This is a genomic window from Roseospira goensis (assembly GCF_014197795.1).
Lineage (GTDB): Bacteria > Pseudomonadota > Alphaproteobacteria > Rhodospirillales > Rhodospirillaceae > Rhodospira > Rhodospira goensis.
The window spans coordinates 1-15,204 of record NZ_JACIGI010000053.1 but is presented as its reverse complement, the minus strand read 5'-3'; the positions used below and the strand labels follow the sequence as shown (position 1 = coordinate 15,204).

Genomic DNA, 15,204 nt, shown 5'->3' with positions numbered 1-15,204 from the left:
CAATCCGGCCCGCCAGCCCCTCAAGGCCAGCCCCGCCGCGTCGGGAGCCCGGTTTCTACGCATCCAGCCAAACCCAGTCAATCAGAAAATTTCAGAAAATTTCCGATCGTGCCGACCCGGGCCGAGACCCAGACGCCGGCCAGGACGATGCCGGAAGGCATCGGGCCAGAGCGCGGTGGACCCAGGCGGCGCCTCAGGACGGGGCGCCCGATACCGAGCGATCCAACCAGGGCGCCCGGTCCAACCGGGCGACATGTCTACGACATCAAACAGCGGGCCGCCTGACCCACCCCGGTTTCGACAAAACACCGCCCCCGCCCGCAAGGGCGTCGGACAGAGCCATGTCGTGGGGTGGTCGGCCGTGACGGCCAAGACTTGTCTTTATAGGGGGATCGCCCCCGGCGCGCAAGACCTTTCTCGCCGGCCGCGCCCCGGCGCGCACACAGGCGGGCGGTCGGGCGCCCTCAACTGTCATTGACCATCTCGTCCAGCCGGGCCGCGCCTTCCTTCAGGCCGTGGCCGTAGCGGTCCCGGAGCAGCTCGACCAGCGCGTTGTAGTCCCCTGCCACGGCGTCGAGGTCCTGCGCCGGCAGATCGGGCCAGGACTCCCGAACCCGATCGCGCATCCAGTCCCACCGGGTTTCGCACAGCGTCTGTGTCTTCACGGCTCCGTCGCCTGGCCGTTCGCGCCAGACGCCTTCGGTGTTGCGGCGCCGCCACCCGGGCTGGCGGCGGCTCGACCGGTCGCGGTGTTGGCTCGCTCTGTTAGAGAGTAGGGTCTCGCAGGACGGACGGACCCCCCCCGCCGGGCCCTCCGAGGCCGCGATTAGGGGCGCGACTCGTGCGACACTGCCAAGAAAAGCGGCTTGTTCCGCCTCAACGCTTTACGTACACTCCGCTCACCTTGTACAAACCCAGGCACCGGTGGCGTGTCCGAGCGGTGGGGAGCATATAGCTGTCACTCGTCCAGATATGAGACGCCTTCCTGATGATCGTGACCCGGGGATGCGATCGGTCGGGGATGCGGCTAACAGGGGTGCGCGGGCCGCATGGTCAGGGAGCGGCGCCCGGAACACGACCCTGGGAAACAAACCCGGGGGGGGGGGAAACGAACCCGGGGAACCGCCCCGTCGCGGCGAAACCGTCGGCGCGAGGGCCGCAGGGACGGCACGGGCCGCCGGCATCGGGCACGGCCGGGTGACGATCGGCCGGCAACGGTCGTCGGGCAACGGTCGTCGGGCAACGGTCGTCGGGCAACGATAACAGAACGTCTCGCAAGAAGGTTTCACTCATGGCCCTTCGGACTCCTGGACTGGCGCTGGCGGCGGCCCTGCTGGCCCTGGGCGGATGTGATTCCGTCGGCACGCCGTTTCCGTCCCTGAGCGGACCCGCCTCCGACCGCGCCGCGGGCTACGCCGACACCCAGCCCCCCGAGCTGGGCTCGACCTACTTCGAGCCGTCAGGCGTTACGCCCGGCGAGCCCACGGGGACCTTCGTGGGCCAGAAGGTGACCGGCTTCCGCCAGGAACTGGGCGAGTTGCAGGGCAGCATCCGGGGCCAGAACGAGCAGCTTCAGACCATTCGCAACAAGACCATCCAGGATTCCCAGGCCTACCATGAGAACGTCGCGGGCATGAACGCCCGCCTGCAGGTGGGCACCACGCCGGGCAACCCCGTGCTGATGAACCGCTGGGAGCAGGCCCAGGGCCAGCTTAACGTCATCAACGACGACATCATCCTGATGAACCAGCTGGCCGCCCAGATCACCACCAGCTCGGCCATGGCCAACTACCTGCTGGATTCGGTGCGCGCGGCCTATTCGCTGTCGGGCGCGGTCGACGAGGACCACCGCCAGCTTCGCGTGCTGGAGGACGAAACCCAACAGACCGTGGTGCTGATCGAGCGACTTCTGAACGAACTGTCGCAGGACATCGCGCGCCAGCAGCAGTACGTCAGCAACGAGAAGCAGAACCTCAACACCCTCGCCCTGGCGATCAAGAACGGCCAGCTTTACGGCACCAGCTTCGCCAACCGGCCGATTCTCGGCAACGCCAACGCCCAGATGGCGGCCATGGGGTTGCCCGGAGGGGGCGGCTTCGCCGGCGGGCAGCCGCTGGTGATGGTGCGCTTCGACCGTGGCTCGGTGGACTACGAGACCGCGCTGTACGAGGCCGTGAACAATGCGCTCGGCCGCTACCCCAACGCGGGCTTCCAGGTGGTCGCCGTCGGCCCGGCCGTGAACGCGGTCGGCCAGCGCTCGCAGAACACCGCCCAGGCCCGCCTCTACGCCGAGCGGGTGGTGCGCTCGCTACAGAACATGGGCATCGACCCCAACCGCATCACCCTGTCGGCCACCACCAGCCCGACCGCGCAGCATCCCGAGGTTCACGTCCTCCTGCGCTGACGCGGCGCGCCCACGCGACCTCCCGTTCGGCCCCCGTCCTGCCGCCCCCGTCCTGCCGCCCCCGTCCTGCCGCCCCCGTCCTGCCGCCCCCGTCCTGCCGCCCCCGTCCTGCCGCGATGCCCACCCGCGATCGCCCGCGCCGCCCTCCCGCGCCGCGGGCGATTTGTTGAGCGGCCGCCGCCGCCGGATCGGGGGCGACGGGCGGCGCATGAAAAAGGCGGGCGACCAGCCGGCCGCCCGCCCCCCCTGGGTCGGTCCCAGCGGGCCGCGTCAGCCCTCCGGGCGGTTGTCGATCAGGTCGTCGACCACGGACGGATCGGCGAGCGTCGAGGTGTCGCCCAGGCTGCCGAAGTCGTTCTCGGCGATCTTGCGCAGGATGCGGCGCATGATCTTGCCGGAGCGGGTCTTGGGCAGCCCCGGCGCCCACTGGATGATATCCGGGCTGGCGATCGGGCCGATCTCCTGGCGGACCCAGGTGACCAGTTCCTTGCGCAGCGCCTCGCTTTCCTTCTCGCCGGCCACCAGGGTGACGTAGGCGTAGATGCCCTGCCCCTTGATGTCGTGCGGGAAGCCGACCACCGCGGCCTCGGAGACCTTGGGGTGGGCGACCAGGGCGCTTTCCACCTCGGCCGTGCCCATGCGGTGCCCGGACACATTTATGACGTCGTCGACGCGGCCGGTGATCCAGTAGTAGCCGTCGGCGTCGCGGCGGCAGCCGTCGCCGGTGAAGTAGTACCCCTTGTAGGTGGTGAAGTAGGTCTGCACGAAGCGCTCATGGTCGCCGTAGACCGTGCGCATCTGCCCGGGCCAGCTCTGGGCGATGCAGAGGTTGCCCTCGGTCGCGCCCTCCAGTTCCTTGCCCTCGTTGTCCACCACCACCGGGCAGACCCCGAAGAACGGCAGCGTCGCCGAGCCCGGCTTCAGGTCGATGGCCCCCGGCAGCGGGGTGATGAGAATGCCGCCGGTCTCGGTCTGCCACCAGGTGTCGACGATCGGGCAGCGGCCATCGCCCACCACGTTGTAGAACCACAGCCAGGCCTCGGGGTTGATGGGCTCGCCCACCGAGCCGAGGATGCGCAGGGACGCGCGGCTGGTCTTCTTCACCGGATCCTCGCCGTCGCGCATCAGGGCGCGGATGGCCGTGGGGGCGGTGTAGAAGATGTTGACCTGATGCTTGTCGACCACCTCCCAGAACCGCGAAGTCGACGGGTAGTTCGGCACGCCCTCGAACATCAGCGTGGTGGCGCCGTTGGCGAGCGGCCCGTAGACGATGTAGCTATGGCCGGTCACCCAGCCCACATCCGCCGTGCACCAGTAGACTTCGCCGTCCTTGTAGTCGAAGACGTATTCGTGCGTCATCGATGTATAGACGAGGTAGCCACCGGAGGTGTGCAGCACGCCCTTGGGCTTGCCGGTCGAGCCCGACGTATAGAGAATGAACAGCGGATCCTCGGCGTTCATCTCCTCCGGCGCGCACTCCGCCGGCTGGCCGCCGGTGATGGCGTGGTACCAGTGGTCCCGGCCGGAGACCATCTGGATGTCGGCGCCGGTATGCTGCACCACGACCACATGCTTGACCGACGGGCAGCTTTCCAGCGCCTTGTCGGTGTTCGCCTTCAGCGGCACGCCGCGGCCGCCGCGCAGGCCCTGGTCGGCGGTGATGACCATCACGCATTCCGAATCCTGGATGCGGTTGGACAGGCTGTCGGGCGAGAAGCCGCCGAAGACCACCGAGTGAATGGCCCCGATCCGGGCGCAGGCCAGCATGGCCACCGCCGCCTCCGGGATCATCGGCATGTAGATGCACACCCGGTCGCCCTTCTTGACGCCCAGGTCGCGCATCGCGTTGCCCAGGCGGCACACCCGCTCGTAGAGGTCGCGGTAGGTGATCTTGGCGTCCTTCGCGGGGTCGTCGCCCTCCCAGATGATCGCGGTCTGATCGCCGCGCGTCTCCAGGTGCCGGTCCAGGCAGTTGGCCGCGACGTTCAGGGTGCCGTCGTGGAACCAGCGGATGTGAACGTCATGCGGGTCGTAGGAGACGTCCTTGACCTGGGTGTAGGGCTTGATCCAGTCGATGCGCCGGCCGTGCTCGGCCCAGAAGCCTTCCGGGTCGGCGATGGAGCGCTGGTACATCTCGTTGTACTTGGCCGAGTCGACGTACGCGTCGGCGGCAACGGCGTCCGACACCGGAAAGACCTTTGCTTCGGACATGGATATGCTCCTCCTCATTCCCGGATGGTCTCGACCCGCGGGGGGCGACTGTCTTTATCATTTGGCCCGCGCGCGGCTTGCCATACGGCTGCGGGCGGGGCGCGGCGGCATCGAAGGGTCGCCACTCTAGAGCAGAACGGGCGGTGTGGGAACCGGTTCGGGTCGGGATCAGCGCCATCGCGCGCGGCCCCGACCGCACTCATGCGCGCCAGCCGATCGGCCCCGCAAGCCGGATGCCGCCGCCGGCGTCCACGGCCAGCGGAACCGCCGTCAGACGCTGGCCCCGGCACGGTCCGCGCACGCATTTGCCGGTATCGGGCCGGAACAGGGCGCCGTGGGTGCCGCAGCGCAGAAAGCGGCCGTCCGGGCTGAGAAACGTGCCCGGCACGAAGTCCAGCGGGATGCGGTTGTGCGGGCAGGTGTTGACGTAGCCGAACACCCGGTCGCCCCGGCGCGTCACGATCAGGCGCACCGGCGCGCCGTCCGGGCCGGCCACGGTGACGCCGCGGGCGTCCGGGTCGGCCAGGTCGGAGAGGGTCAGCAGAGGCGGAGTCTCGGTCATGGCGCGACCGGCGCGTCCGGCGGGGGACCCGCTACTTCGCCCAGGCCTGCAGGCGCCGCGCGGCCTCCGCCATGTCCTCGGTGGACCCGGCGAAGGAGAAGCGCACGAAGCGGTGGCCCTGAGCGGCATCGAAGTCCAGGCCCGGGGTGGCAGCGACGCCGGTCTCGGCCAGCATGCGCCGGCAGAAGTCCGGACTGTCGTTGGTCAGGCGCGAGACGTCGGCGTAGAGGTAGAAGGCGCCGTCGGCCGGGGCCAGCCGGTCGAATCCGGCGGCCGGCAGCGCCTCCAGCAGCAGCGCCCGATTGGCGGCGTAGCGGGCCACGTTGGCCTCCAGCTCCTCGGTGCAGTCCATGGCATAGAGGCCGGCGTACTGCGACAGTGTCGGCGCGGAAATGAACATGTTCTGTGCCAGGCACTCCAGCGGGCGGATCATGTCAGGTGGCGCCACCAACCAGCCCAGACGCCACCCGGTCATCGAATAGTACTTGGAGAAGCTGTTGATGACGATGGCCGTCTCGGTCAGGCCGGCGGCCGACACCGCCGGCTCGCCGTAGACGATGCCGTGGTAGATCTCGTCCGAGATCAGGCGGATCCCCCGGTCCTCGCAGGAGCGCGCGAGCGCGCGCATGGCGTCGGGCGGCACCACCGTGCCGGTCGGGTTGGACGGGCTGGCGACGATCAGGCCGTCGAGCCGTTCGCCGCACGCCTCCAGAACCTCCACCGTGGGCTGATAGCGGGTCTCCGGCCCGACTGGCAGGATCACCGGCTCGACCCCCAGCGCCGACAGGATGTGGCGATAGGCCGGATAGCCGGGCGCGGCCAGGCCGACGCGCGCCCCGGCCGGGAACGCCGCCAGGAACGCCAGTTGGAACGCGGCCGACGAGCCCGTCGTCACCAGGATGCGCTCCGGCGGCACATCGGCGCCGTGGGCCTCGCGGTAGTGTCGGGCGATGCGCTCGCGCAGCGCCGGAATGCCCAGCGCGACGGTATAGCCCAGGGGCTCGGTCTCGATCAGCCGCGCCAGCTTCTCCGCCGCCCGTCGGGGCAGACCGGTGCCGGGCTGCCCCACCTCCAGATGGAGCACGCGCGCGCCGGCGGCCTCGCGCGCGGCGGCCGCGCTCATGACGTCCATGACGATGAAAGGGGGAACCTTGGCGCGGTCGGCGACGGTCAGAACCATGGCAACGGGATCTCCAGGCAGCGGGCTCGGCCGCGGACCCCGACGGCCGGCGCCGGCGCGCGGCGGCCGCCCCGGGACCCGGGCGAACGGAAACGAGGCGGGAGGTCTACTGCGCGCCGACCAGCATGGCCAGTCCGGCGCCGCGCGGGTCCACCGCCACGGCACAGGTCTCCGGCGCCCGCGGCACCCCGCCCGGACACGACAGCAGCGACACCAGCGCCCGGCCCGGCCCGCCGGCCTCGGCCGCCGCCAGCGCCGCCCGGGGCGCGGCGGAGCCCTTCAGCGCCGGCAGGCCGGCCTGCATCGCCAGGTCCACGGCGCCGCCGCCGGCGGCGGCCAGGCCGCTCAGGGTGTTGCCGGTGTTGGTGTTGACGCGCAGCATGAGCGCGATGTCCGGAGCATCCGGCCCCGGCAGCGGCGCCAGCGCGAAGCCGAACCCGGGCAGCGGCGCCCCGGCGGCGGCCGGCGTGTTGACGCTCAGGGCGCAGGCCACCGCCCCGCCGTAGCTGTCGGCGACCAGGAACGCGGTGGCGCCGCGCGACGCCATGGCCGCCCCCAGGTCGGGCAGCGGCGCCGGGCCGGCCGCCGTGCGGTCCTCGGCCCAGTCGTCGCCGTCGTCCACCGCCGCCCAGTCGGCGGCCAGCCGGGTCGCGCTGTCCGGCACCGTCGGGAAGGCGTCGCGGTGGGAGCCGAAGTCCTCCAGGGTCGCCGCGCGCCACGCCGGGCGCCAGTCACGCAACGCCTCCGGCGTCACGGTGTGGCCCTGGTCCGCGGCCGCGGCGATCAGTTCGCGGGCCACCGCCCCGGCGTAGTACTCGCCCGGGCCGACCCGCACCTGCCCGAGCGCGCGCGCCAGGTCCAGGTTCTGGAGCCCCTGCCCCTCGGTCGGTCGGACCACCCCATGCACCGGTACCGTCAGCCCCAGGGCCGCGACCTCGGCGGCCAGCGCCCGGGAGACGGGGAACCCGAAGCGGGCCAGGTTCTCCGCCGGCGCCACCAGCGATTCCCAGCGCAGCACGCCGCCGCGCGCATGCAGCGCGAACAGCGCCCGCGGCAGCGCCGGGACCGCCACGGCACCGTCGGGACCGGCCGGCCCGGCGGCCGTGGTGGGCAGGAAGTCCAGGGTCGCGACCCGCGCGCGGCCGTCGGGGTCCTCGTCGTGGACCAGGCACACACCGCCGCCGCCCAGCCCGGCCGAGGTCGGCAGCGTGACGGTGAGGGTCAGGGCCACCGCCACGGCGGCGTCGATGGCGGTGCCGCCCGACGACAGGATATCGCGCGCCACCACGACGGCGCGCGGCTCGTCGGCGGCGACCGCGCCGGCGAAGCCCTGCACATAGCCCAACACGCCGGGCTGGCGCTCCGGCCCGCAGGCCGCCAGTGGCCCGGTCAGAAGGGCGAGCACCGCCACCAGGGCCAGCGCCCGGGCCGGACGCCACCTTGGGCGCCCCGTTGGGCGCGGTCGCGGGCACCGTGTCGGGCCGCGTCCCGGACGCCGGGGTCCGCGTTGACGCTGCCCGGGGGAGTGACTACCGTCTCGGGCGGAATGGTCGTCTGCGCCGTGTGGCATGGCGCGACCGGCGGGAGTGGGAACGGTGATGGCGCGCATCCGGGGCCTGGCGGTATCCGTGCTGATGATCGCGGTGGCATCGCTGATGCTGGCGGGGGCGATGGCCGCCCCGGCGCGGGCGCAGACACTGATCCGCGATGCGGAGATCGAAGGTATCATCCGCGCCTATGCCGCGCCACTGTTGCGCGGCGCCGGCATCCCGCCCGACGCGGTCACCATCCGGCTGCTCAAGGACGGGCGCCTGAACGCCTTCGTGGCCCCGGGCAATCGTCTGTTCCTGTTCACGGGCCTCATCACCAGCACCGAACGCCCGGAGGCCCTGATCGGGGTGATCGCCCACGAGATCGGGCACATCGCCGGCGGCCACCATGTGCGGCTCAACCGCAATCTCGACACCCTCGGCACCACCTCGATCCTGGCCATGCTGCTCGGCACGGCGGCCGGCGCCCTGGTCGGCCGGCCGGATCTGGGCGTCGCCCTCGGCATGGGCGCGCAGGACGCGGCGCTGCGCAACTTCCTGGCCTACAGCCGCACCGAGGAGGCATCGGCGGACGCCTTTGCCCTCAAGGCGCTGGAGCGCGAGAACCTGCCCGCCGGCGGCCTGCGCGACTTCCTGCAGACGCTGGAGGGCCAGACCGCGCTGACGCCGGAGAGCCAGGACCCCTACCTGCGCACCCATCCCCTGACCCGCGACCGCCTCAGCGCGGTCGAGACTCACGTCGCGCGCTCCCGCCTCGGGCCGGACGACGTGCCGCCGCAGTGGCGCGACTGGCACGCCCGCATGGTGGCCAAGCTGAACGCCTTCCTGCGGCCGCCGGGCGAGGCGCTGCGGCTGTACCAGGGCCGCGACGACATCCCGGGCCGCTACGCCCGCGCCATCGCCCATTACCGCGCCGTCGAGCTGGATACGGCGCTCGGGCTGATCGACGGCCTGATCGCCGACGAGCCCGACAACCCCTTCTTCCACGAACTGAAGGGGCAGATGCTGTTCGAGACCCAGCGCGTGCCGCAGTCCCTGGCCTCGTTCGAGCGCGCGGTGGACCTGGCGCCGGAGGAACCGCTGCTGCGCGTCGCCCTCGCCCACGCCCAGATCGAGAGCAGCGATGCCAGCCTGCTGGAGCCGGCCCAGGACAATCTCCGCAACGCCCTGAGCCGCGACGACGGCAACGCCCTGGCCTGGCGGCTGCTGGCCCAGGCGTACGGCCAGGCCGGCGAAACCGCGATGGCCGACTATGCCATGGCCGAGACCGCGCTGCGCTCGGGCGACTACGACCGGGCGCTGTTCCACGTTGGCCGCGCCGAGACGCAGATCAAGCGTGGCTCGCCCACGTGGCTGCGGCTCCAGGACCTGCGCGGCGAGGCCGAGCGGCGCCGCGACGAGGCCGGCTGACCCGCGCGTCGTGTGCGGACCGGGCGGTTGCTTGTGGCACCGCCGACTTGCTCCCATTATCCAGCAGACGTGATCCCGCAGATGGGCGGCGCCGCGACCCGACGGGGGCGGTCGACCGCCCCCACCCCGCAACACAGGAGACCGCCGCCCCATGACCACGCGTCCGCCACCCCACCGTTCGGTCTGGGCCGGGGCCGTGATGGCCGGGCTGCTCGCCCTGGCCTGGACCGGTGCCACACCCGCCCAGGCTCAAGACCCCGCGCTCAGCGCGGCCGAGGAGGCCGCGGTGCGGGCGCTGGTCCGCGACACCCTGCTCGCCAACCCGGAGATCATCGCCGAGGCCCTGGAGGTCTACCAGGAGCGCGAGGCAGCGGCCCAGGCGGAGCGCAGCCGCGCCGCGATCCAGCAGCACCGCGCCGCCCTGGAGGCGGCCGACGCCGCCGACGTGATCGGCAACCCGGACGGCGACGTCACGGTGGTGGAGTTCTCCGACTATCAGTGCGGCTACTGCAAGCGGGTGTTCCCGGCCCTGATGCAGGCGGTCGAGGCCGACGGCAACGTGCGGTTGGTGATCCGCGAGTTGCCGATCCTGGGGCCGGAGTCGGTGCTGGCCGCACGCGCCGCCGAGGCGTCGCGGGCGCAAGGTCGCTACCCCGAGTTCCACACCGCCCTGATGGCGATGAAGGGCGGCGTCTCCGAGGCCGCCATCATGCAGGTCGCCGCCGAGGTCGGCCTGGACGTGGAGCGGCTGCGCGCCGACATGGCCGATCCGGCGCTGGATCAGCGCTTCGCCGAGAACATCCAGCTCGCCCGCGCGCTCGGGATCAGCGGCACCCCGGCCTTCGTCATCGGCGACGCTCTGGTGCCCGGCGCGGTCTCGCAGGAGGAGCTGAACGACCTGATCGCCGCCGCCCGCGCCGAGGGGTGACCGGGGCGGAGGACGACCGGGCGCTTGCGCCCGTGGTCACGGCCCGGCGCACGCGGTAAGGTGCCGGGCCGCGTTTCCTGGCGCCGATCGCTCGACATCGGAACCCCCGGGGTGGGGCCGATTTCGAGCGTGACTCGGCGCGATCTGTTGGTTTCAGAGCGGAACGCCCGAATTCGAAATCACCATGCGATTCCGTATTCGGGCGTTCCGCTCTCCTGCCCGGACCCCCGATGGCCAAGGCCCCTGCCCGTCAGTTCGTATGCCAGTCCTGCGGCGCCGTCACCCGCAAGTGGGCCGGCCGCTGCGACGCCTGCGGCGAGTGGAACACCATCGTCGAGGAGGCCGTGCCGGAGGCGGCGCCGAAGGGGATCACCGCCGGCCGGGGCGGCCGTTCGCTGGACTTCGTCGGCCTCAAGGGCGACGGACGGCCGCCGCCCCGGCGCCTGACCGGCATCGCCGAGCTGGACCGGGTGTGCGGCGGCGGGCTGGTGCCCGGCTCCGCCCTGCTGGTGGGCGGCGACCCGGGCATCGGCAAGTCGACGCTGCTGTTGCAGGCGGCCGCCGCGCTCGCCGCCGGCACCGGCGTGGCCTACATCTCCGGCGAGGAGGCGGTGGAACAGGTGCGCCTGCGCGCCGCCCGCCTGGGGCTGGCCGACGCCCCGGTGTCCCTGGCCGCCGCCACCAGCGTGCGCGACATCGCCGCCAGCCTGGACGGCAGCGACGGCCCCGGCGTGGTGGTCGTCGACTCGATCCAAACCATGTACTCCGACACCCTGGAGTCGGCGCCCGGCACGGTCGCCCAGGTCCGCACCTGCGCGCATGAGCTGATACGCCTCGCCAAGCGGCGCGGCTTCACCCTGTTCCTGGTCGGCCACGTCACCAAGGAGGGCACGCTGGCCGGCCCGCGCGTCATGGAGCACATGGTGGACACCGTGCTTTACTTCGAGGGCGAGCGTGGCCACCCCTACCGCATCCTGCGGGCGGTCAAGAACCGCTTCGGCGCCACCGACGAGATCGGCGTGTTCGAGATGACCGACGCCGGGCTGATGGAGGTGGACAACCCGTCGGCCCTGTTCCTGGCGGAGCGGCGCGGCAACGTCTCCGGCGCCTGCGTCTTCGCCGGCGTCGAGGGCAGCCGGCCGGTGCTGGTGGAGATTCAGGCGCTGGTCTCGGCCGCCGCCGGCGGCTCGCCACGCCGGGCGGTGGTGGGCTGGGACGGCGCCCGACTGGCGATGGTGCTGGCCGTGCTGGAAGCCCGCTGCGGCCTTGCCTTGGCGGGCCATGACGTTTATCTCAACGTCGCTGGGGGCTTGCGTATCGGCGAGCCGGCCGCCGACCTGGCCGTCGCTGCCGCGCTGGTCTCGGCCGCCGCCGACGCGCCGGTGCCGGCCGACACCGTGGTGTTCGGCGAAATCGGACTGTCCGGCGAGTTGCGCCCGGTGGCGCAGACGGCGGCCCGCCTGAAGGAAGCGGCCAAGCTGGGCTTTTCGGCCGCCATGCTGCCGGCGCTGCCGGCGCGCGGACGACGGAGCAAGACCGGACGCGGCCAGGCGGGCGAGACCCCGCCGGACGGGATCGCCGCCCACGCCGTCGGCCACCTTCAGGATCTGGTCGCGGCCCTGGGCGCGGACGCCGCGTCGGCGGGCCGGCGACCGCACCGAGGGGAATAGGACTCATGGAAAACTGGCCGGTCAACCCGGTGGACATCGTCGTCCTGGTCATCCTCGTCGTGTCGGCGGCGCTGGCCTTCTTCCGCGGTTTCGTGCACGAGGTCCTGGCCATCGCGGCCTGGATCGGCGCCGTGCTGGCGGCCATCTACGGCCTGCCCCACGCCCAGCCCTATGCGCGCCAGTACATCCCCATCGACTGGGTCGCCGATCTGGCCGCCGCGGTGGCGATCTTCCTCGCCACGCTGGTGGTGCTGTCGGTGGTCACGACCCTGATCGCGCGCCGCGTGCAGGACAGCGCCCTGAACACCCTGGACCGCTCGCTCGGCTTCCTGTTCGGGCTGGCGCGCGGCGCCGTGGTGATCGTGGTCCTGTACGTGGCGGCGGCCTGGCTGGTGCCGCCGGACACCCAGCCGCCCTGGGTCCAGCAGGCCCGCAGCATGCCCGTCATCGTCGAGGGCGCGGAGACCCTGGTCGCCCTGCTGCCCGAGGACCTGCTCACCGACGGTCAGGCCCTGGCGACCCAGGCCGGCGACGGCGCCGCCCGCGCCATGGAGGCGCAGCGCGCCTTCGAGCAGTTGCGCCAGCCCGAACCGGGCGCCGAGGCCACGCCCCGCGACCCCGGCTACGACGCCGGCGAGCGCCAGGACATGGACCGCCTGATCGAAAGCACCCAGTAGCAGCACCCCCCGGACGCGGCCCCCCTCCGCCGACCGGAGGTGCGGGCCGGTCCCGACCCTCGGAAATCGGATACCGCCCGTGCCTCCCCTGCCCTTCGGTCCGCCGCCTGTTCCGCCCCTGCCCCTGGCCTACGACGCCGCCACCGACCGCGCGCGCGAGGAGTGCGCCGTGTTCGGCATCTTCGGCACCCCCGACGCCGCCGCCCACACGGCCCTGGGCCTGCACGCCCTGCAGCATCGTGGCCAGGAGGCCACCGGCCTCGTCGCCCACGACGGCGACCGCTTCAACGCCCACCGCGACCAGGGCCACGTGGGCGACGTGTTCTCGTCCCGCGCCGTCATGGACCGGCTGGTTGGCACGGCCGCGATCGGCCACAACCGCTATTCGACCACCGGCGCGCCCAACCCCAAGAACGTCCAGCCGCTGTTCGCCGAACTGGACCTGGGGGGCGTCGCCATCGCCCACAACGGCAACCTGACCAACGCCCATACCCTGCGCGCCGACCTGATCCGGCAAGGTGCCATTTTCCAGTCCACCACCGATACCGAGGTCATCCTGCACCTGATGGCGCGGGCGCGCGGGCGCATGGTCGACCGGCTGGTGGAGGCGCTGTTCCAGGTCGTGGGCGCCTATGCCCTGGTGCTGCTGACCCAGCGCAAGCTGGTCGGCGTGCGCGACCCCTACGGCGTGCGGCCGCTGGTGCTGGGGCGGCTGGGCGATGCCTACATCCTGGCGTCCGAGACCTGCGCCTTCGACATCATCGGCGCCGAGCGGGTGCGCGACATCGAGCCCGGCGAGATGGTGGTCATCACCGAGGACGGGCTGGAGAGCTTCCACCCGTTCCCGCCCGTGGCGCCGCGCCCCTGCATGTTCGAGTACATCTACTTCGCCCGCCCCGACAGCATCATGGGCGGCAAGAGTGTGCACGCGGTGCGCAAGGCCATCGGCCGCGAGCTGGCGCGCGAGGCCCCGGCCGATGCCGACATCGTGGTGCCGGTCCCCGACTCCGGCGTGCCGGCGGCGCTGGGCTTCTCGGAGGGCGCCGGGCTCCCGTTCGACCTGGGCATCATCCGCAACCACTACGTCGGCCGCACCTTCATCGAGCCGACCAACGAGATCCGTCACCTGGGCGTGCGCCTCAAGCACAACGCCAACCGCGCCGTCCTGGAGGGCAAGCGGGTGGTGCTGATCGACGACTCCATCGTGCGCGGCACCACCTCGGTCAAGATCGTGCGCATGGTGCGCGAGGCGGGGGCCGCCGAGGTGCACATGCGCGTCGCCAGCCCGCCCATCCGCTATCCCTGTTTCTACGGCATCGACACGCCCGACGAGGCGGCCCTACTGGCCAGCCGCCTGAGCGTGGAAGGGATGGCGAACTACATCGACTGCGACAGCCTGGCGTTCATCTCCCTGGACGGCCTCTACCGCGCGCTGGGCGAGCCCGGCCGCGACCCGGCGCGCCCGCGCTACCTCGACCACTACTTCACCGGGGAGTATCCGATCCCGTTGGTGGACGAGGAGGACGGCAGCCGCACGCGCCAGCTCACGCTGCTGCGCGAGGCGGTGTAGGGACCCAGCGACTCCGGGCGTCCCCGTGCCCCACGCGACCGACTGACCATCAGTCGCGATTGCGTGACCGCATTGCCAGGGGCCGGGAACGGATCTGGACTCCGCCCCTCCCCGTTTGCTTCCGCTTCAAGGTAGTCCAACCATGACCGCATCCGACACCGCTCCCACCGCCGGCGCCATGGCCGGCCGTATCGCCGTCGTCACCGGCGCCTCGCGCGGCATCGGCCGCGCCGTCGCCAAGCGCTTCGCCCTGGAGGGCGCCCATGTGGTCGCGGTCGCCCGCACCCAGGCGGCGCTGGAGGACCTGGACGACGAGGTGCAGGCGGCCGGCGCCACCCCGCTCATACTGGTGGCCGAGGACCTGACCGACGGCGACAAGATCGACCGCATGGGAGCGGCGCTGTATGAGCGCTTCGGCCGCCTCGACGTGCTGGTGGGCAACGCCGGCTTTCTCGGCCGGCTGGGGCCCCTGGGGCACATGCCGCCGGAGATGTTCCAGCAGGTGATGGACGTCAACGTGACCGCCAACTGGCGCCTGATCCGCTCCCTCGACCCGCTGCTGCGCCAGTCCACGGCCGGCCGGGCGCTGTTCGTCACCTCCGGGGTGGGCCATGCCGCGCGCGCCTACTGGGGCGCCTATGCCATCTCCAAGGCGGCGCTGGAGATGATGGTGAAGGTCTGGGCGGCCGAACTGCTGAAGACCAACGTCAAGGTCAACCTGGTCAACCCTGGGCGCACCCGCACCGAGATGCGCCGCGAGGCCTACCCGGGGGAGGACCCGGCGACGCTGCCGGCGCCGGAGGCCCACGCCGACGCCTTCGTGCGCCTGGTCAGCCCGGACTATCAGGAGCACGGCGCACTGGTGGACCTGACGGCCGCGGGGTGAGGCCCCCAAGATGGAAAGGGCGGGCGCCCACGCGGGAGCGTGGGCGCGAGAAAGAAGAAAAGGTTCATCACGGAATTCCGGGGAAGGCGGCGCGGATCTTGAGAAAGAAGTAGGCGTCATCGCGGAAGCCGTAGGCCATCCGCTTGATGACCTTGA

General features: G+C 72.0%; 12 protein-coding genes. 7 read left to right on the top strand and 5 right to left on the bottom strand.

Annotated elements, in window-relative coordinates; translation table 11 throughout:
- Positions 1-464: 464 nt before the first annotated feature.
- Positions 465-665, bottom strand: coding sequence for a hypothetical protein (locus tag GGD88_RS17575; protein WP_184437919.1), 201 nt, complete (start codon positions 663-665; stop codon positions 465-467).
- 626 nt (positions 666-1,291) lie between these two features.
- Here GGD88_RS17575 and GGD88_RS17570 point away from each other — a divergent pair.
- Positions 1,292-2,404 (top strand): hypothetical protein, encoded by a 1,113-nt coding sequence (locus GGD88_RS17570; RefSeq protein WP_184437917.1) that lies wholly within the window; start codon positions 1,292-1,294, stop codon positions 2,402-2,404.
- Between the two features lie 270 nt (positions 2,405-2,674).
- Here the strand turns inward: GGD88_RS17570 and acs are convergent, their stop codons facing one another.
- From acs to GGD88_RS17550, 4 genes are all read right to left on the bottom strand, one after another.
- Entirely contained in the window at positions 2,675-4,615 is a 1,941-nt protein-coding gene (acs, locus tag GGD88_RS17565) for an acetate--CoA ligase (protein ID WP_184437915.1), read from the bottom strand.
- Between the two features lie 199 nt (positions 4,616-4,814).
- Positions 4,815-5,177, bottom strand: coding sequence for a Rieske (2Fe-2S) protein (locus GGD88_RS17560; protein ID WP_184437912.1), 363 nt, complete (start codon positions 5,175-5,177; stop codon positions 4,815-4,817).
- 31 nt (positions 5,178-5,208) lie between these two features.
- Complete coding sequence (locus tag GGD88_RS17555) at positions 5,209-6,357, bottom strand: pyridoxal phosphate-dependent aminotransferase (protein ID WP_184437910.1); 1,149 nt, start codon at positions 6,355-6,357, stop codon at positions 5,209-5,211.
- A gap of 106 nt (positions 6,358-6,463) precedes the next feature.
- Complete coding sequence (locus tag GGD88_RS17550) at positions 6,464-7,768, bottom strand: gamma-glutamyltransferase (RefSeq protein WP_184437908.1); 1,305 nt, start codon at positions 7,766-7,768, stop codon at positions 6,464-6,466.
- A 187-nt stretch (positions 7,769-7,955) separates the two neighbouring features.
- Between GGD88_RS17550 and GGD88_RS17545 the strand changes: the two genes are divergently transcribed.
- The 6 genes from GGD88_RS17545 to GGD88_RS17520 all read left to right on the top strand — a co-directional run bounded on the left by GGD88_RS17545 (position 7,956) and on the right by GGD88_RS17520 (position 15,048).
- The gene (locus GGD88_RS17545) at positions 7,956-9,317 is read left to right on the top strand and encodes a M48 family metalloprotease (protein ID WP_246423852.1); all 1,362 of its coding nucleotides are present in this window, start codon (positions 7,956-7,958) and stop codon (positions 9,315-9,317) included.
- Between the two features lie 151 nt (positions 9,318-9,468).
- Complete coding sequence (locus GGD88_RS17540; RefSeq protein WP_184437906.1) at positions 9,469-10,245, top strand: DsbA family protein; 777 nt, start codon at positions 9,469-9,471, stop codon at positions 10,243-10,245.
- 230 nt (positions 10,246-10,475) lie between these two features.
- Positions 10,476-11,915 (top strand): DNA repair protein RadA, encoded by a 1,440-nt coding sequence (gene radA, locus GGD88_RS17535; protein ID WP_184437904.1) that lies wholly within the window; start codon positions 10,476-10,478, stop codon positions 11,913-11,915.
- Positions 11,916-11,920: 5 nt separating this feature from the next.
- Positions 11,921-12,592, top strand: coding sequence for a CvpA family protein (locus tag GGD88_RS17530; RefSeq protein ID WP_184437902.1), 672 nt, complete (start codon positions 11,921-11,923; stop codon positions 12,590-12,592).
- A gap of 88 nt (positions 12,593-12,680) precedes the next feature.
- Complete coding sequence (gene purF, locus GGD88_RS17525) at positions 12,681-14,162, top strand: amidophosphoribosyltransferase (protein WP_425502617.1); 1,482 nt, start codon at positions 12,681-12,683, stop codon at positions 14,160-14,162.
- Between the two features lie 142 nt (positions 14,163-14,304).
- On the top strand, positions 14,305-15,048 hold the full coding sequence (locus GGD88_RS17520; protein ID WP_184437900.1) for an SDR family NAD(P)-dependent oxidoreductase: 744 nt from the start codon (positions 14,305-14,307) through the stop codon (positions 15,046-15,048).
- The last annotated feature ends 156 nt before the right edge of the window (positions 15,049-15,204 follow it).